This window comes from Halorhabdus sp. SVX81 (assembly GCF_029207715.1).
GTDB lineage: Archaea > Halobacteriota > Halobacteria > Halobacteriales > Haloarculaceae > Halorhabdus.
In genome coordinates, this window is the sequence record NZ_CP104322.1 from 116,543 (window position 1) to 133,255 (window position 16,713).

General features: G+C 65.0%; 18 protein-coding genes and 1 pseudogene. 12 read left to right on the forward strand and 7 right to left on the reverse strand.

Annotation, left to right across the window (positions count from 1 at the left end):
- The first annotated feature begins 93 nt into the window (after positions 1-93).
- The gene (locus SVXhr_RS00510; RefSeq protein WP_275738495.1) at positions 94-441 is read left to right on the forward strand and encodes a hypothetical protein; all 348 of its coding nucleotides are present in this window, start codon (positions 94-96) and stop codon (positions 439-441) included.
- Between the two features lie 94 nt (positions 442-535).
- A complete protein-coding gene (locus SVXhr_RS00515) occupies positions 536-1,186 on the forward strand; it encodes a hypothetical protein (protein ID WP_275738497.1) in 651 nt (216 codons plus the stop codon).
- Positions 1,187-1,214: 28 nt separating this feature from the next.
- Here the strand turns inward: SVXhr_RS00515 and ilvA are convergent, their stop codons facing one another.
- Positions 1,215-2,426 (reverse strand): threonine ammonia-lyase, encoded by a 1,212-nt coding sequence (gene ilvA / locus SVXhr_RS00520; protein WP_275738499.1) that lies wholly within the window; start codon positions 2,424-2,426, stop codon positions 1,215-1,217.
- 575 nt (positions 2,427-3,001) lie between these two features.
- Between ilvA and SVXhr_RS00525 the strand changes: the two genes are divergently transcribed.
- Positions 3,002-3,859, forward strand: a complete 858-nt coding sequence (locus tag SVXhr_RS00525) for an aldo/keto reductase (protein ID WP_275738501.1) — start codon at positions 3,002-3,004, stop codon at positions 3,857-3,859.
- A gap of 9 nt (positions 3,860-3,868) precedes the next feature.
- On the opposite strand, the pseudogene SVXhr_RS00530 reads toward SVXhr_RS00525, so the two are convergent.
- Positions 3,869-4,024: pseudogene (locus SVXhr_RS00530) on the reverse strand (citrate/2-methylcitrate synthase); the annotation flags it as partial.
- Between the two features lie 203 nt (positions 4,025-4,227).
- A complete protein-coding gene (gene citZ / locus SVXhr_RS00535) occupies positions 4,228-5,373 on the reverse strand; it encodes a citrate synthase (RefSeq protein ID WP_275738503.1) in 1,146 nt (381 codons plus the stop codon).
- A 243-nt stretch (positions 5,374-5,616) separates the two neighbouring features.
- On the opposite strand from citZ, the gene SVXhr_RS00540 reads away from it, so the two are divergent.
- Both SVXhr_RS00540 and SVXhr_RS00545 read left to right on the forward strand, forming a co-directional pair.
- The gene (locus tag SVXhr_RS00540; RefSeq protein ID WP_275738505.1) at positions 5,617-6,105 is read left to right on the forward strand and encodes a hypothetical protein; all 489 of its coding nucleotides are present in this window, start codon (positions 5,617-5,619) and stop codon (positions 6,103-6,105) included.
- 117 nt (positions 6,106-6,222) lie between these two features.
- A complete protein-coding gene (locus SVXhr_RS00545) occupies positions 6,223-7,440 on the forward strand; it encodes a potassium channel family protein (RefSeq protein ID WP_275738506.1) in 1,218 nt (405 codons plus the stop codon).
- A gap of 2 nt (positions 7,441-7,442) precedes the next feature.
- Here the strand turns inward: SVXhr_RS00545 and SVXhr_RS00550 are convergent, their stop codons facing one another.
- Positions 7,443-7,724 (reverse strand): hypothetical protein, encoded by a 282-nt coding sequence (locus SVXhr_RS00550; RefSeq protein WP_275738509.1) that lies wholly within the window; start codon positions 7,722-7,724, stop codon positions 7,443-7,445.
- A gap of 201 nt (positions 7,725-7,925) precedes the next feature.
- On the opposite strand from SVXhr_RS00550, the gene SVXhr_RS00555 reads away from it, so the two are divergent.
- Positions 7,926-8,294 (forward strand): hypothetical protein, encoded by a 369-nt coding sequence (locus SVXhr_RS00555; protein ID WP_275738510.1) that lies wholly within the window; start codon positions 7,926-7,928, stop codon positions 8,292-8,294.
- A gap of 26 nt (positions 8,295-8,320) precedes the next feature.
- On the opposite strand, the gene hisG is transcribed toward SVXhr_RS00555, so the two are convergent.
- Positions 8,321-9,169: an ATP phosphoribosyltransferase gene (gene hisG / locus SVXhr_RS00560; protein WP_275738512.1), complete on the reverse strand. Its 849-nt coding sequence runs from the start codon at positions 9,167-9,169 to the stop codon at positions 8,321-8,323.
- 133 nt (positions 9,170-9,302) lie between these two features.
- On the opposite strand from hisG, the gene SVXhr_RS00565 reads away from it, so the two are divergent.
- The 6 genes from SVXhr_RS00565 to SVXhr_RS00590 all read left to right on the forward strand — a co-directional run bounded on the left by SVXhr_RS00565 (position 9,303) and on the right by SVXhr_RS00590 (position 15,719).
- On the forward strand, positions 9,303-10,928 hold the full coding sequence (locus SVXhr_RS00565) for an ATP-binding protein (RefSeq protein ID WP_275738514.1): 1,626 nt from the start codon (positions 9,303-9,305) through the stop codon (positions 10,926-10,928).
- An 84-nt stretch (positions 10,929-11,012) separates the two neighbouring features.
- Positions 11,013-11,171, forward strand: coding sequence for a ribbon-helix-helix protein, CopG family (locus SVXhr_RS00570; RefSeq protein ID WP_275738515.1), 159 nt, complete (start codon positions 11,013-11,015; stop codon positions 11,169-11,171).
- A 69-nt stretch (positions 11,172-11,240) separates the two neighbouring features.
- Entirely contained in the window at positions 11,241-12,530 is a 1,290-nt protein-coding gene (locus SVXhr_RS00575) for an amidohydrolase (protein ID WP_275738517.1), read from the forward strand.
- A gap of 184 nt (positions 12,531-12,714) precedes the next feature.
- Entirely contained in the window at positions 12,715-13,689 is a 975-nt protein-coding gene (locus SVXhr_RS00580) for a surface glycoprotein (protein WP_275738520.1), read from the forward strand.
- Positions 13,690-13,846: 157 nt separating this feature from the next.
- Positions 13,847-15,124 carry an adenosylhomocysteinase gene (locus SVXhr_RS00585; protein WP_275738522.1) on the forward strand — a complete coding sequence of 426 codons (1,278 nt, stop codon included), beginning with the start codon at positions 13,847-13,849 and terminating at the stop codon, positions 15,122-15,124.
- A gap of 187 nt (positions 15,125-15,311) precedes the next feature.
- Entirely contained in the window at positions 15,312-15,719 is a 408-nt protein-coding gene (locus SVXhr_RS00590; RefSeq protein ID WP_275738524.1) for a hypothetical protein, read from the forward strand.
- Between the two features lie 21 nt (positions 15,720-15,740).
- Here SVXhr_RS00590 and rdgB read toward each other — a convergent pair whose 3' ends face one another.
- Entirely contained in the window at positions 15,741-16,310 is a 570-nt protein-coding gene (rdgB, locus tag SVXhr_RS00595) for an RdgB/HAM1 family non-canonical purine NTP pyrophosphatase (RefSeq protein WP_275738526.1), read from the reverse strand.
- Positions 16,311-16,388: 78 nt separating this feature from the next.
- Positions 16,389-16,673, reverse strand: a complete 285-nt coding sequence (locus tag SVXhr_RS00600; RefSeq protein ID WP_275738528.1) for a DUF5808 domain-containing protein — start codon at positions 16,671-16,673, stop codon at positions 16,389-16,391.
- Between the last annotated feature and the right edge of the window lie 40 nt (positions 16,674-16,713).

A 16,713-nucleotide genomic window follows, 5' to 3' on the forward strand; every position in this document is an offset into this window, starting at 1 on the left:
GTGTGCCAACTGGAAACGGGTATGTCATAAATTCATGCCCGATGAGCTATCGCACCGAACCTGTTTTGCCTCACCGCGTCCAATCCCTGCCCCGTGACGGCAGTCGACGAGTGGCGAGCCGCGCTGAGTGAGGCGGGAGAGCTCTCGCCCGACATCGTCGACCGCATCACCACCGTCCACGGTTCCCGTGGCGTTCGCGCCATCGAGGCCGTCGCCGAGGATCGCGTCAAGGAGTACGAGGACTTCACGGTGGTGGTCGGCCACAGCGACGAGTACGTCATCGAGGGTGAGGCCTGTACCTGCGAGGACGCCTCGTACAACCTCGATCCCGACGATCCAACTGCCCTGTGCTGGCACGTCCTCGCCGTCCTGATCGCCCGCGAGATCGACGCGGTCGACCACCACGACATGTTTTACAGCGAAGTCCGGGATTTCCTGTGATCGCCGGTCCGGGACGCGGTCCGGATCGTTGGTCGATCAAATCCGCCTTTGACGCTCGGGAAGACACTTTTCCGTCGAATTCGTTATGTCTGACATGGATCGACGCACGTTCCTCGCCACGAGTGGATCGCTCGCGACACTGGCTGTTGGGGGCTGTCTCGACGGCGATGAGACTGATGACGGATCGCCGACTGACCCGGGCACTGGATCCCCGACGGATACACCGACGGAATCGCCAACGGACTCACCGACTGACACCCCCCAAACCCTGCAAAACGCCAGCTTCGAGTCGGAGCTTGCGGGCTGGACGGTCGGGAAAGACCTGCCGGAGGACCCGAACAACGTCGGGGAGCCAGTCGACTCGGACGTCCGCACGACGACGGAGGTGGCGGCCGACGGCGAACGGGCCCTCGCCATCGAGATCGACGGCAGTGCCGACGACGGGACGGTCTGGGTTCAACAGGAAGTCGACCTCTCGGCCGTCGAGACCCTCTCGGTCGCCGGCTACAGCGATCAGGAGTCGTTCAACGAGATTCTCCAGGTCGCCACCTATGCGGGGCCGATCCCCGAAGACGGACTCGGCGAGGCGGACTTTGACCGGTCCAACCAGCTGGCCGATCACGAGGGCTGGAAGACCTACGAGTATCCCGTCGAGCACGACGGCGAGGGATTGATCGCGGTCGGCCTCAATATCGTCTGGGAGACGACGGCTGTCGGGGTCCTCGACGACGTCCGCCTCGAGTGATTCGGGCACGTCGCGGTGGTCGCCACGATCAGACGAGCACCTCGACCTCGTAGCCACTGTCTTCGAGCGCATCGAGCAACGATTCGACGTGGTCGGGCCCCCGGGTCTCGATATCCAGGTCCACGACGGTGTCGTCCATCGCGATGTCCCGCGAGGCGCGATCGTGCTCGATTGCGTAGATATTACCCCGTTGTTGAGAGATCACCTCGACGAGTTCCTCCAGCGCCCCGGGGCGATCTTCCAGGACGGTCCTGATCCGGAGATACCGGCCGGTCTCGATCAGCCCGCGCATGATGACGGTCGTCAGGACGTTGAGGTCGATGTTCCCGCCGCTGAGTACCGGGACGATCGTCTCGTCCTCGCCGTATTCGAAGGCCCCTTCGAGCAACGCAGCGACCGGCACCGCGCCGCCCCCCTCGACGAGTGTCTTGGTCCGCTCGAGCAGCGTCGTCACCGCGACGGCGATCGCCGAATCCGGAACGGTGACAACCTCGTCGACCCGCTCGCGAATGACCTCGAACGGTAACTCGCCGACCTTCCGCGTGGCGATGCCGTCGGCGATCGTCTCGACGCCATCGCGCTCGACGATCTCGCCCGCTTGGAGTGATTGGGGCAGGCTCGCCGCGCCCTCGGCCTGGACGCCGATCACGCGGACGTCGTCGTTCCAGCCTTTCAGTGCCGTGGCGACGCCGGCGACGAGACCACCGCCACCGACCGCGACGACGACCGTGTCCACGTCCGGACAGTCTGCGGCGATCTCCAGGCCGAGGGTGCCCTGGCCGGCCATCACCATCTCGTCGTCGAAGGCAGGGACGTAGGTCCGTCCCTCCGCCTCGGCGATCTCGTGGGCGCGTTCGGCCGCCGCGTCGTAGTCTCTCCCGTGGAGGACGACGCGACCGCCGTAGCTCCGGGTGGCCTTCACCTTCGCGACGGGCGCGCGTTCGGGCATGACGATCGTCGAATCGACGCCCATCCGGGTTGCGGCGAGTGCGACACCCTGGGCGTGGTTGCCCGCACTCGCCGCGACGACGCCGGCGGCCTGCTGTTCGTCGGTGAGCGTCGCGATCCGGTTGGTCGCGCCACGGATCTTGAACGACCCCGTCCGCTGGACGGTCTCGTACTTGAGGTGGATGTCCACGCCGGTCATCGCCGAGAGGGAGTACGACCGCTCCAGGGGCGTGTGCCTGGCCGTCTCGGCGACCCGATCGCGAGCGGCCAGGACGTCCTCGCGCGTGAGCATGGCGGGCACTTCCGGCCGGATGGTGGTAACTTTGGGGATGGCGCTCCGGTGGACGGCGGTGCTTAGTGTAGCAGGAATCGCTTGCAACAGCCAGAAAGCCCCGAGTGGCTCCGGTCGAGGGTAGCGAGGGACCGTAGTGAAACAGAGAACGATTGAATTGAATTGGGAAATTGAAAGCCCCGGCTGGCTCCAGTCGAGGGGCTCGCTGCGGTCCTCACTCACTCCGTTCGTTGCGGTCCTTGTGTCGCCCGTCTTCCCGGAGCCAGCCGCCCCTTTCAGTCCCGCCCATACCGGCTGACCAACCGGCTTCGGGTGGGACTGAAAGGGGCGAGGCGTGCGCGGCGGCGCAACCGCCGCGACCATTCGAGGCCGGCTCGCCGGCCTCGCGCTCGGCGACGGCGCGCACGGGCAAGCACTACAGCGAGGGAGCTCGCGACCGAGCGAAGCGCGCAGCCGGCGCACCGAGCCGACCGCCTCGGGGCTTTCTGGCTGTTGCAAGCGATCCCGGTTACACAAAACACCACTCGGCGGCCGGCGATCACCCTTTTGGGCGTGGCGCTCCACGTACGGGTGTGATGACTGACGAACTCCAAAACGAGAGCGACACGTTCGATATCGGCGACGAGACAGTCCATCGACTCGGGTTCGGCGCGATGCGACTCACCGGCGAGGACATCATCGGTTCGCCCGAGGACGAGGAGACGGCGAAGGACGTGATCCGCCGTGCAATCGATCTCGGCGTCGACTTCATCGACACCGCCGATTCGTACGGCCCGGGCGTCAGCGAGCGCCTGCTCGGCGAGGCCCTGACCGCCGAGGACGATGTCGTCGTGGCCTCGAAGGCCGGCCTGCTCCGGCATCGCGACGGCGAGTGGACGCCCCACGGCGACCCGGAGTACCTCCACAACCAGGTGCTTGCGAGTCTCGATCGGCTGCGAACCGATCAGATCGATCTCTATCAGTTCCACCGTCCGGACCCCGACGGCGACTTCGAGGCATCGGTCCGGGCCTTCGCCGAGATGAAAGATGCCGGCCAGATCGAAAATGTCGGCCTCTCGAACGTCTCCGTTGAGCAACTCGAAACGGCGATGGACATCGTCGACATCGCGACGGTGCAGAACCGCTACAACGTCGGTAACCGCGAAGACGAGGCCGTCCTCGAGGCGTGTGAATCCTACGACGTCGGCTTCATCCCCTGGGGGCCGATGTACACGGTCGACGACGAGGGGGTCGCCGAGGTACTCGACGAGGTCGGAGCGCGACACGACGCGACGCGGCGACAGATCGCGCTGGCGTGGTTGCTCGATCATTCGGACGTGATGCTGCCGATTCCCGGGACCTCGAGTGTCGAGCACCTCGAAGCGAACGTCGCCGCGACCCACATCGACCTGACCGACGAGGACCGGGCCGCCCTGGACGGGATCGATCCGTAATAAGCGATCTTACCGCTGGTCGATCCGAACGAACTCCCGATCTTCCGGACCGACGTAGCGGGCTCGCGGGCGGATGAGGCGGTTCTCTTCCTGGTACTCCAGCACGTGTGCGACCCACCCGCCGACGCGACTCATCGCGAAGATTGGCGTATAGAGGTCGATCGGGCATGCGAACAACATAGATCTCCGCCAATCGGGCCCCGGAAGGCAATACAACTCGAAAAGAACTACTCGTCAAGTTCGTCGAAGATCGCTCGGTCCTCGTCGATGATACGCCGGACCCGATCACGGAGGGTCTCCGACTCGTCGTCCGGAGATTCTTTCGGGCACATGACTTGTCTTCCGGATTCTCGGATTGATCGTTCCCGCTATCCTTCACGCTGCTCGATCCGAACGAACTCCCTGTCGTCGGGGCCGACGTAGCGTGCCCGCGGCCGAATCAGGCGGTTGTCGTCCTGGTATTCCAGCACGTGGGCGACCCACCCGCCGACGCGGGACATCGCGAAGATGGGCGTATAGAGGTCGATCGGGATGCCCATCTGGTAGTACATCGACGCCGAGTAGAAATCGACGTTGGGCGCGATGCCCGTCTCCTTGGCCATGAACTCCTCGATTGCGCGGGAGTACGAATACCACTTGAACTCGTCGGCGGCCTTGCCCAGGGCCTTGGACTTCGCGCCGAGGATCTTCGCCCGGGGGTCCTTGACGTCGTAGACGCGGTGGCCGAACCCGGGGATGCGCTCGCCGTTCTCGATCGCCTCCCGGGCCCACTCGACGGCCGTGAGGTCGTGCTCGTCGATCTCCAGCAGCGTCCGCATCACGTTCTGGTTTGCGCCGCCGTGGAGATCCCCCTTCAGCGCGCCGATCGCGCTGGTGACCGAACTGTGCAGATCCGACAGCGTCGAGGCCGTCACCATCGCGGCGAACGTCGAGGCGTTGATGCCGTGGTCGGCGTGGACGACGAGTGCCATGTCGAAAACATCCGCGAGGGTGTCCTCGGGTTCCTCGCCGTTGAGCATGTACAGGAAGTTCGCGGCGTGGCTCAGGTCCGTCCGCGGTTCGATCGGTTCATCGCCGTCCCGGATTCGTTTGTAGGCGGCGACGATCGTCGGCATCTTCGCGGTGATCCGCCGCCCCTTCCGCTGTGCGATCTCGCTATCTCCGGCCTCGCCCGTCGAATCGTCCGGATCGTAGGCCGACAGCATCGAGACGGCCGTCCGGAGGGCGGCCATCGGGTCCTCTTCCGCGGCGGCGAGTTCACGGACCGTCGAGAGCACTTCGTCGCGGACGGCACGCTCCTCGGCCATCTGCGCTTCGAAGGGTGCCAGCTCGGCCTCGGTCGGGAGGTGGCCCTCCCAGAGCAGGTAGAGTACCTCTTCGAAGGAGGTGTTCCGCGCGAGGTCCTCGATCGCGTACCCCCGGTAGACGAGTCGGCCCGCCGACCCGTCGATGTCGCTCAGCGACGATTCGGCGACCAGCACTCCCTCCAGTCCCTTTCTGAGCTCATCTGCCATATCATACACTGCCCACCTTCAAGGAAAAGCATTACCGTTTTCAGGTTACGTTTTCCCGTACCTTCCGGACTGACACGAGCGCCGTCGATATGTTTGGATTTCGCGGTGGCTTTTCGACGATTGCTCAGATTTGGCGGCCGACTGGCTGCTCGGAGCAGGATTGGCTCGCCGGGTAGCAGATATTCCTTCCGTTATGACATATCGAATATCATTTAACCTTCGGCGTCAATACAGGCCTATTCCATGGAGGAATCACCGCTCTCACGGCGGCAGTGTCTCGCTGCTCTCGGTGCCGGCGGGGTATCGCTTCTTGGGTGGTTTGTATTTTCCGGAGATTCATCATCGACTAAAGGGGCGCCTAGCCTTCGGTCGGTCTGGTTCAATAACGAGGATCGGGAACCGCATCAGGTTGGTGTCATGGTGCGGGTGGGTGACGAAATCATCCACTGGCAGACCCATACCATCAAAGATACGGCAACGACGTCAATTCCGAACCCACACGTCGGGACGCCGGAACCGTTCGCGGTCGGTGTCCGTCTCGAAAACGGCGCGACAGACTGGGTAGACAGCAGCGATGTGGAATGGGTCGCCGTGGACGGGGTTACTCCTGACCACGAGTGCATCCAGGTCTTCGCCCGAATCAGTCGGGATGGCGAAGACATCGAATTGGTACGAATGGAAGAACCCCCTGAGCGGTGCTTCGATCGAACGGACGAGGACACCGACGGATAACGTCCAACCGAGTACACAAACTCGATTTACGGAGGGACTCACTGCCGGTCTTCCACAGTCATCGTTGCGGTCCCCGGGCGGCAATACTTTTGGCCTGCGGTGTCGAACCGACAACACATGGCATCGGGTGAGGACGTCACGTACGAACCGGTCAGCGTCAAGGACGTGCTGGCCGAGATGAAAGACACCGCCGAGTTGCTGATCGACCTCTCCTATTCGGCGGTGTTGCTCGGCAGCGACGAGATCGCCGAGGAGGTCCTCGCTCTCGAGGAACGCATGGACGTCCTCCACCTCCGGGCACGGATGAGCCTCCTCATGGCGGCCCGCAACCCCGAGGACGCCGAGGCGCTGGCCCCGGTGCTGGGTGTCGTCGGAGCGGCGGAGAAGATCAGCGACGCGGCGGGCGACATCGCGAAGGTCGTCCTGGAAGATATCGGCCTGCCGGCGGCGATGCGGGCGACCCTCCCCGAGGCCGTCGAGACGCTGGTTCGAGCCACGGTGGGTGCCGACTCGACGTACGCCGACCGGACGCTCGGCGGTCTCAACCTCGAGACTGCGACGGGCGTGCGGATCATCGCGATCCGGCGCGAAGGCGAGTGGCTGCTCAACCCGACCGCCGAGACGACGCTCCGGTCGGGTGACGTGCTTCTGGCAAGGGGGCCCGAGGAGGGCATCGCCGAAGTCTACGCGGCGACGACCGGCGAGGCCTACGAGCCCCCCGCGCCGCCCGAGAACGACATCGAGGATCTGGAGCGGGCGGTCGACTCGATCGTGCTGATGAAGAACATGAGCGAACTCGCCGTCGACCTGGCCTACGGCGCGGTGCTGTTCGACAGCGAGGCCGTCGCCGAGGAGGTCCTCGAACTCGAGGCCGAGGTCGACGCCCTCCAGTCCCGTTTCGAGGCCTGGACGCTCCAGGCTGCCGGCCGGGTCGACGATCCGATCGCCCTCCGCGGGCTGGTCCACCTCGCGCGCTCGACGGAGGTCATCTCCGACGCCGCCCTCGAGATCAGCGAAGGCGTGCTCAGGGGCCTCGGCACCCATCCCGTCGTCGAGGCGGCCATCGAGGCGAGCGACGAGGTGATCGTCCGGGAGACCGTCGCCGCCGGGAGCGACCTCGACGGCGCGACGCTGGGTGATCTGGAGGTCAAGACCCGGACGGGGATGCGCGTGATCGCCGTCCGCCGGCCGGCGACCCATCCGACCGGCAAGCACTCCACGGACTGGGAACTCTCGCCGGGACCGGCAACGACGATCGAAGCCGGCGACGTGCTGATCGCCAAGGGAACACGGAGCGGCGCGGAGCGGTTGGGCGAACTGGCTGGCGGCGAGTGAGGCTACTGTTCTGTCTCGCCCGGGGCCGGGTTATCGCTCTCGCGGGCAAGTCTGTAGGCTTCGATGCCGACCAGAACCGTCGTCACGACGGCCCCGGTCGTGAGCGCGAGCACGGCCAGCAGTGAGAGGTACAGCACCTGCCCGAGCGCCGATGCGCGACCGAAGACGAACACGGCGTAGGCGGCGATGGCGAAGACAACGCCCGTCGCTATCCCGCGTTTTGCGTGCGTACGGACGCGAAGAACCGCCACGAGGCGTGCTTTCCCGTTCGATGCGTCTGACACGGCCGTCGGTAGTCGGCCCGGGGCCAAAGACTTCGGGTTTCCGGCGGCGTTCGATCCGGCCCCGAATCCCCTCCGGTCGGCTTGGACTGACCCCGGTATGGAACAGATCGTGGACGTTCGGACGCAACTCGATTCCGCAGAAGACATGTCTGCATTTCATCCACTTTTATCTATGGCTGGGTTCCATGTGCGGACGATACAATGCCCGCATACCGATATCGGATCGACGACTGGCAATTCTTTGGGCTCTATCTCGGACTCATCGCTGTGACCGCTGGCGTTGCATACGTCGTTCTCGGCGCGGTCGATCGATCGGTGATGGCGCTGCCGCCCGCTTCCCTCGTGCTGGGAGTGGCGACTGGTGGTGCGCTCTTGGGGATGGCGTACGTCGAGACACTCGAAAACTGGTACGAGCCGTACGGGGTCGGTGTGATGGTCTTTCTGGCGTTGGGGCTCGTCTGGCTTACGTCCCGGGCGTTCTTCGTCGGGTTTGCGATCGGTCAGGTCGTCGGACTGGTCGTCACGCTCATGATCGGTGAAGTGTCGAGGGCTGTTCGATCGTCCCGCTAAATTAATCTCCGGTCGCCCCGGAGCACTCACTCCACAAGGCGTTCGATTTCGGTCACGAGGACGTCGCTCGCGCCGATCTCCTTCAATCGATTGATGGTCTCGAAGACCTCGCGTTCGTCGACGACGGCGTGGACGGCGACGTCCTCCGTCCCGGCGATGTCCATCACTGTCGGCCCGCCCATCCCGGGCAGGACGTCCTTGACCTCCTCCAGTTCGGACTCGGGGGCGTTCATCATGAGGTAGCGTTTGTCCTCGGCCGACAGCACCGAGGACAGCGCCATCTCGATCTGCTGGACCTTCGGATCGTCGGCGACGTCCTCGCGGGCGAACAGCCGAACCGAACTCTGGAGGACATCGTCGATGACTGCGAGGCGGTTCATTCGCAGGGTGGTGCCCGTCGAGGTGATGTCGACGATACCGTCGGCGATGTCGACGTGGGGCGTGAGTTCGGTCGCCCCGGAAACCTCCGTAATCTCGGCGTCGATGCCCGCCTCGGCCAGGTAGTTCCGGGTCACGTTCGGGAACTCCGTGGCGATGGTGCCGCCCTCGAGGTCGGTGGGTTCGTCGATGTCGCCGTCTTCGGGCGCGGCGAGGACGAGTTTGCACTGGCCATAGTCCAGATCGAGCAGGTCGACGAGGTTCTCGCGGTCGGCCTCCTGGGCCTGGTCGTAGCCGGTGATGCCGAGGTCGGCCGCGCCGTCGGAGACGTATTCGGGGATGTCCGCGGCGCGTGCGTACAGCACGGTCACGTCCTCGTCGACCGTCCGGGCGTAGAGCTGTCGGTCCGCGCCGTCGACGAGGTGGAGCCCGGCGCGTTCGAGCAGTTCGACGCTCGGGTCGTGGAGCCGGCCCTTGTTAGGCAAGGCAATGCGCATACTGGACGTGAGGGCGAGGGGCGCAACTGTCTTTCGGCACGGACCGTCGGCGGCACCTCCCGCCGGAAGATACATTCATTACGTTGGATGTGGACTATTTTCCCATGCGCAAGACAGGTGAGCCGGGCCACCGATGATTGACGGGCTGTCGATCGGCGGCCGGTTCTGGTATCTGGCTGTCTTTGGCCTCTCGGGCGTCGCGACGTTCGTCAGCGCCGTTCGGGTCAACCGGATCGCCGAGGGCGACACCCGGCGTGGGCTGGTTGCGCTCCTGCTCACCAGCGGCGGCTGGGCGCTCGCCCACGTCGCATACCTGGCGACAGCCGACCAGCAACTGGGCGTGTTTCTCTACCAGATCGGACTCGTCGTCGGGTTGAGCACGATCGGCGGGTGGCTGTACTTCTGTTCGGCCTATACCGGTCGATCGCTCCACCGTGATCCGCGGATCAGGTGGACGGCAGTCGTGGCCTTCCTCGCTATCGTCGCCGTGAAACTCACGAACAACCTTCACGGGCTGTACTTTTCGAGCGAGGTCGTTTCGACCCCGTTCCCCCACGTTGCAATCACGAGTACCACCCTCCACTGGACGGTCATGGCCGGCAGTTACGCGTTGGCGACGGTCGGGTATTTCATGCTCTACGAGCGATTCCGCCACGTCAGCCACGATTCACGCCCGCTGTTGCTCTTGCTCGGCCTGACGGCCCTGCCGGTCGGCTTTGACGTCCTGGGCATGCTTGTCCCCGGGCTGATGGAGATCACCTACGAACCGGTCGGCGTCGCGGCCTTCGCGGTCGGGCTTTCGTTCGTCTACTTCGAGCGCTTCCGGACGATCCGGTTAGCCGGGGACCGCGACAACCCGGTGATCGTCCTCGATGATGACGATCGGATTCAGGACTACAACCGTGCGGCGACGCGACTCGTTCCGGCGCTCGACGACCGCTCGGTCATCGGCGAACCCTTCGCCGACATCGCCCCGGAGTGTGCGGAGAAAATCGCGACGGATGACCCGCTCGTCACGGTCTACCGGGACGGCGAGACACGGTACTACCGCGTGACCGAACAGCAGTTCTCGGCCTCCCAGTCCTCGCTGGGGCGCGCACTCGTATTCACTGACGAGACTCACCGCGAGCGCTACCGCAACGAACTCGAACGCCAGAACGACCGCCTGGATTCCTTCGCCAGCATGCTCTCTCATGACCTCCGCAACCCGCTGAACGTCGCCCAAGGTCGCCTCGAACTCGCCCGCGACCAACACGATAGCGAGCACCTCGAAGCGGCCGCGGGAGCCTTAGACCGCATCGAGGGCCTCATCGAGGACGTCCTCCAGCTTGCCCGCCAGGGCCAGCCGATCGAGGAAGCCGACCGCGTCACCCTCAGCGCGATCGCCCGGGACGCCTGGGGAATGGTCGAGACGGCCGAGGCGAAGCTGGTCGTCGAGACTGATCGCGACATCGAGGCTGATCCGGATCGTCTCCAGCGACTCTTCGAGAACCTCTTTCGGAATGCCGTGGAGCACGGCGGCGAGAGCGTGACCGTCACGGTCGGTCCGCTCGACGACGGCGACGGCTTCTTCGTGGCTGATGACGGGGCCGGCATCCCAGCCGAGAAACGCGAGCAGGTCTTCGAGTCGGGGTACAGTACCGCCGAAGACGGTACCGGGTTCGGGCTCGCGATCGTCGAGCAGATCGTCGCGGCTCACGAATGGGGGGTCGAACTGGCCGACGTCGAAGACGGGACGCGCTTCGAGATCCGGACGTGACCGGACGGGTTTCGCGACCACCTGCCGGGCGTCGGACGGGTGGCTGACGAACCTATTAGTCGGTGCCGTCCCCCGGTTCGCACAATGAACGACATCCTTTCGGATCTGGAAGAAGTCACCGTCGAGTTCGACGAGGAGATCATCGACGCACTGGACGAGAAGGCCTTCCAGGATCACCGGGACAACCGTGAGGCCGCGATTCGAGAACTCCTGGATCAGTGGTTGAAAGAGCGCGAGGAGTGAACCGGCCGTTCCATTCGGCTGCAACCGGAACCCGCCAGGATCTTAGGACTCGCCCGAGAACATCGCGCCATGAGCGAACTTCTCGTCACGGGCGGGCAGGTCCTCCGTCCCGACATGACGGTCGAACGCGCGGACGTGCTGGTCGATCAGGACGCGGGCACCATTGAGGCCGTCGGCGACCTCGGCAGTGGCGACGACGAACTCGATGCCGAAGGCGGGCTCGTCATTCCCGGACTGGTCAACGCCCACACTCACGTCGCGATGACCCTGCTGCGGGGCTTGGCCGACGACAAGCCGCTGGATGCCTGGCTTCGGGAGGACATCTGGCCGGTCGAAGCAGCGCTACGGGCCGAGGATGTCCGTGCCGGGACGGAACTCGGGCTGGTCGAGATGATCAAATCCGGGACGACGACCTTCGCGGACATGTACTTCTTCATGCCGGAGGTCGTCGGTGCTGTCGAGGCGGCCGGGCTGGGGGCCGTCCTCGGCTACGGGTCGATCACCGTCGGCAACGACGACGCCGACGCCCGACAGGAGATGGCGGACGGGCTTGCCTTCGCCCGCGAGTACGACGGCGCGGCCGACGGCCGCATTCGGACGGCGTTCATGCCCCATTCGCTGACGACAGTCGGCGAGGAGTACTATCGGGAGTTCGTCCCGCAGGCACGCGATGCCGAACTGCCGATCCACCTCCACGCCAACGAGACGGACGACGAAGTCGAACCGATCCTCGACAAACATGGCGAGCGCCCCCTCGTATACGCCGACGATCTCGGCTTGCTGGCCCCCGAAGATTTCCTGGCCCACGGGGTGCATCTCGATGAACGCGAAATCGAACTGCTGGCCGAGCGTGGGACCGGCGTCGTCCACTGTCCGGCCTCGAACATGAAACTCGCCAGTGGGATGGCCCCCGTCCAGGACATGCTTGAGGCGGACGTTACCGTCGGCCTCGGGACCGACGGCGCGGCCTCGAACAACGATCTGGACATGTTCGACGAGATGCGCGACGCGGCGATGCTCGGCAAACTCGCCGCGAGCGATGCGAGTGCCGTCGACGCACAATCCGTGGTTCGGATGGCGACGACGCACGGCGCGGAACTGCTCGGGTTCGATTCCGGACGCATCGAACCCGGCGCGAACGCCGATCTCGCGGTCCTCGACCTCGAAGCCCCGCACCTCACGCCGGCTCACGACCTCGTTTCACACCTGGCCTACGCCGCGCGTGGCTCGGACGTTCGCCACACGGTTGCCGACGGCCAGGTCCTCATGCGTGACCGAGAGGTAACCGTTTTCGACGAGGAGCGAGTCCGCACCGTGGCGGCCGATCGCGCCGAGGCGCTGATCGACCGTGCGACCTGATCGTCGTCGCCCGGGTGACCACTCCATCATTGAATACTCGGAAGGCGAGCAAGAATAGAACGCTGTAAAACTATTTTAAACAGTATAAACGATTCAGAGGCCGCTATTTCGATCGGCAAACACTCCCGAACGGAGTGAACGGCTCTCGGGGTATATCTTCCCGAAGCCCGGAGTATCGAGTGTAATGAATCAGAAGCTAATCGCCGTCGCCCTGGCCGCGCTCATGGTCGTCTCGGTGGCTGCTCCCGCGGTGGCTGCCGATGGCGGCCTCGCGGTCTCGGCGACACAGGCCGGTAACGACGCGGACGTGACTATCTCGGTGACTGACAACGGGACAGCCGTTCCGAACGCGACCGTGGACGTGACCGTCGCCGCGGACGATGACGCCGACGACGATCTGAACGAGACGGCGAAAGCTGAGGACGAGGAGACGGAGGACGAGGAAATGGAGGAAGAGGAGACGGAGGACGAGGAGACTGAGGAAGAGGAGACGGAGGAAGAGGAGACGGAGGAAGAGGAGACTGAGGAGGAAGAGACTGAGGAAGAAGAGGACCAAGCGGACGGCACGTACGCGGGCAGTGGGACGTACACGACTGACGCAAACGGTACCGTGGTTCTCGCGGCCCCCGAAACGTCGGTGACTGTCGAGGTTACCGCGACAGTCGAGAACCGGACCGCGACGACGACCGCCGCACTCGAACCGGCAGACGCCGAGGATGGGGACGCCTTCGGCCTCCAAGTGAGTGCGTTCGTCCAGGAGATGCTCGCTGACGGCGGCGCTGGCCCCGGCTTCGGGCAGGCCGTTGCCGACTTCGTGACGGAGAACAACCCCGGTAACGACAACCGCCCCGACCACGCCGGGCCGCCCGGCGACGCTGGACCACCCGCTGACGCCGGTCCTGGAATGAGCGACGACGGCAACGAGACCGAGGACGACCGACGGGGTCCGCCCGAACACGCCGGTCCGGACGGCAACCAGACTGACGACCGCGGCCCGTCCCAGGCTGGCGATCAGGTCCAGGATCGTGACGCGACCGACGCAGACGACAGCGACGCTGCGGAAGAACGCCAAACAGAGGCAGCCGGCGAAGACGCTGATGCGGACGGCGATAACGGGGACCGTCGCGGCCCGCCCGCCCACGCCGGCCCCGGACGATAACGCCACCTGAAACCGAACCCGCGTCGCTGGCTCGTGGGACGTTGATTCCGTTCCTTTTGATTTCGATCGAACGTGTAACCCCCGGTCTTTGACTTGCGGGGGCGCGTTCGGTCGATGCTTCGGTAGCGTTTTCCCGCCGTGCGCCGATAGCTCGACCATGAGTCAACCGATCAGCGAGCGGGTCGACGATCCCGCCGCAATGGAGGAGTCGGGTCGCCGGAAGATCGACTGGGCACGCGAGCACATGCCGATCATGGCCGCGCTGCGCGAGGAGTTCGAGGCCGAGCAACCGCTTGCGGGCGAGACGATCGGGATGGCAATGCACGTCGAAGCCACGACGGCCGTCCTGACGGAAGCGCTGGCCGCCGGCGGGGCCGAGGTCGCCATCACCGGCTGCAATCCCCTCTCGACGCACGACGACGTAAGCGTCGCTCTGGACGCCCACGACGCGATCACCTCCTACGCCGAGCGCGGCGTCGAGGACGAGGCCTACTACGGCGCGATCGACGCCGTCCTCTCCCACGAGCCGACGATCACGATCGACGACGGCGCGGACCTCGTCTTTCGCGTCCACGAGGAGTATCCCGAACTCATCGACTCGATCGTCGGCGGCTGTGAGGAGACGACAACCGGCGTCCACCGCCTGCGGTCGATGGACGACGACGACGCCCTGGAGTACCCGATGTTCGCCGTCAACGACACCCCGATGAAGCGGCTGTTCGACAACGTCCACGGGACGGGCGAGGCCAGCCTGGTTTCGATCGAACTCACGACCAACCTCTCGATCGCGGGCAAGACGGTCGTCGTCGGCGGGTTCGGCCAGTGTGGTAAGGGCGTCGCGATGAAGGCCCGCGGGATGAACGCCGACGTCGTCGTCACCGAGGTCGAACCCCGGGCGGCGCTGGAAGCCCACATGGAAGGATTTCGCGTCATGCCGATGGTCGAGGCCGCGAGCGAGGGCGACCTGTTCGTGACGACGACGGGCAACCGCGACGTGATCACGCGCGAGGACTTCGAGGAGATGAAAGACGGGGCAGTGCTGGCCAACGCCGGGCACTTCGACGTCGAGATCGACCTGGAGACCCTCGAAGACATGGCCGAAGAAGTCTTCGAGGCAAGAGACGGCGTCCGGGCGTACGAGCTTTCGGATGGTCGCCAGGTGAACGTCCTCGCCGAGGGACGGCTCGTCAACCTCGCCTCGCCGGTCGCGGAGGGTCACCCCGTCGAGGTCATGGACCAGAGCTTCGCGATCCAGGCCGTTTCGGCCCGCGAGATGGTCGAGAACGGCGAGGAGTACGGGGCCGGCGTCCACAACGTCCCCGACGAACTTGACAAGGAAGTCGCCGAGATCAAACTCGACGCCGAGGGCGTCGAGATCGACGAACTGACGCCCGAACAGCGCGAGTACATGGACTCCTGGCAACACGGGACGTGAGTGGACAGGTGTGTCGCCTGTACTGAGACGGTTTGACGGCCTCGTTTTCTGCTCCAAGTGCGGCGATGGCGTTCCGGTACGGTCGTCCACAGCGTCGTGAGCGCTTCCCGGGACTGTTCGCCAATATGACTCTCTCATGTCGGTTCTCGCCTCGCCTTTATATACTGGAACGGGCCCAGCCGAAGGCATGTCACGAAGGGCAGATGTTGCGGAGGGAACAGGGCAGAAACGATCGGGCAGACTCACGTTCGTCAGCGCCGTCACCGGATTCTACGCGATCCTGGCGTTGTTGAGTGGACTGGCAGTGATCACGCTCAACGACTTCGCCGGTGACTTCCTCCCGCCGGGGCTCGGCGGTATTATGGTCGTGCTCGCACTCGTCGCGGTTCTCTTTGGGGTCCTTTTTGTGGCTGTCGCCTACGGCGTGTGGCACGGCACAAGTTGGGGCCGTAGCTTAGGGTTTGCTGTGCACGTCCCGCCGGTAGTCGGATCGGTCCCGCTCCTCGTTGGCGGTCTTCTTTGGGTGGTGCCGTCTCTCGTCCTGTCGGGGTCGGCGCTGTACTTTCTCTACGACGAGCGCGCTGCGTTTCAGTGACCGGGCCGGCAGCGAACGCCGCTATCGCGTTTCGCCCCAGTCTGCGAACGCTTCGAGTGCGCGCCCCCGGTGGGAGTACGCGTTCTTCTCGTCGGGCTCCATTTCGGCGAACGTCCGGCCGTCGTACTCGAAGATCGGGTCGTAGCCGAACCCGCCCTCGCCCCGCGGGGCGACGATCGTCCCCTCGACGCGCCCCTCGAAGATCGCGACGGGTGGATCGCCGTCCCGGACGGTCGGCGCAGTTTCGAGGGCTGATCCGTCACAGTAGGCGATCAGCGACCGGAACGCGGCGGCGTGGTCCTCTTCGGGTTCGGTGAGGTGCCAGACGCGGTCGATCCCGAGCGTGTCCTCGACGTACGCGGAGTAGGGGCCGGGAAAGCCATCGAGTGCGTCGACGAACAGCCCCGAGTCCTCGACCATGACGGGCTCGCCGACTTCCTGGTAGGCTTCCCGTGCCCCGTGAGCGGCGATCGTCCCGAGGTCGTGGCTCTGGATTTCGGTGTAGTCATAGGAAAACTGGGTCACGTCGGCCGAAAGGGCCGCCCGAGCCTCCCGAACTTTCCCGTCGTTACCGGTCACGAACCGGAGCATAGCCGGGGTGACGCGTCCCGTTCAAAAAGGGTCGTCGGTCCTCCGGTGGCTCGGGCCGTCACGAATGTCGTCGGGACCTCACTCCACCATGACTTCGACCGGTTCGCTGTCCTCGTCCTCGCCGTCCGCGTCTGCGCTGCTCTCCTCGCCGGACTGTTGTTGGTACAGCAGCAGGCCGGCGATGCCCAGGACGACCCACGATCGCCAGTTCGCGAGGTTGAGCGTGTACCCGATCCCGAACGGTTTCTTCGTCAGCATACCCTCACCGGGTTGCCAGTACGACGAGAGGAGTCGCTTCATGCTCGGCCGCTCGAAGTTGTACGGGATGCCGAAGATCTCGCCCGTCTGTGGCTTCTCGGACATATATCTCCGTACGACTGGACCCGTTAAGACGTTTGTCCTG

Bases quoted from the DNA above. Each gene is read 5' to 3' on its own strand.
- SVXhr_RS00555 (WP_275738510.1), top strand. From the start codon at position 7,926: ATGCCCGCATACCGATATCGGATCGACGACTGGCAATTCTTTGGGCTC.
- SVXhr_RS00545 (WP_275738506.1), top strand. From the start codon at position 6,223: ATGGCATCGGGTGAGGACGTCACGTACGAACCGGTCAGCGTCAAGGAC.
- citZ (WP_275738503.1), bottom strand. From the start codon at position 5,373: ATGGCAGATGAGCTCAGAAAGGGACTGGAGGGAGTGCTGGTCGCCGAA.
- SVXhr_RS00590 (WP_275738524.1), top strand. From the start codon at position 15,312: ATGTCACGAAGGGCAGATGTTGCGGAGGGAACAGGGCAGAAACGATCG.
- SVXhr_RS00585 (WP_275738522.1), top strand. From the start codon at position 13,847: ATGAGTCAACCGATCAGCGAGCGGGTCGACGATCCCGCCGCAATGGAG.
- SVXhr_RS00600 (WP_275738528.1), bottom strand. From the start codon at position 16,673: ATGTCCGAGAAGCCACAGACGGGCGAGATCTTCGGCATCCCGTACAAC.
- rdgB (WP_275738526.1), bottom strand. From the start codon at position 16,310: ATGCTCCGGTTCGTGACCGGTAACGACGGGAAAGTTCGGGAGGCTCGG.
- SVXhr_RS00580 (WP_275738520.1), top strand. From the start codon at position 12,715: ATGAATCAGAAGCTAATCGCCGTCGCCCTGGCCGCGCTCATGGTCGTC.
- SVXhr_RS00515 (WP_275738497.1), top strand. From the start codon at position 536: ATGGATCGACGCACGTTCCTCGCCACGAGTGGATCGCTCGCGACACTG.
- SVXhr_RS00565 (WP_275738514.1), top strand. From the start codon at position 9,303: ATGATTGACGGGCTGTCGATCGGCGGCCGGTTCTGGTATCTGGCTGTC.
- hisG (WP_275738512.1), bottom strand. From the start codon at position 9,169: ATGCGCATTGCCTTGCCTAACAAGGGCCGGCTCCACGACCCGAGCGTC.
- ilvA (WP_275738499.1), bottom strand. From the start codon at position 2,426: ATGCTCACGCGCGAGGACGTCCTGGCCGCTCGCGATCGGGTCGCCGAG.
- SVXhr_RS00540 (WP_275738505.1), top strand. From the start codon at position 5,617: ATGGAGGAATCACCGCTCTCACGGCGGCAGTGTCTCGCTGCTCTCGGT.
- SVXhr_RS00525 (WP_275738501.1), top strand. From the start codon at position 3,002: ATGACTGACGAACTCCAAAACGAGAGCGACACGTTCGATATCGGCGAC.
- SVXhr_RS00570 (WP_275738515.1), top strand. From the start codon at position 11,013: ATGAACGACATCCTTTCGGATCTGGAAGAAGTCACCGTCGAGTTCGAC.
- SVXhr_RS00575 (WP_275738517.1), top strand. From the start codon at position 11,241: ATGAGCGAACTTCTCGTCACGGGCGGGCAGGTCCTCCGTCCCGACATG.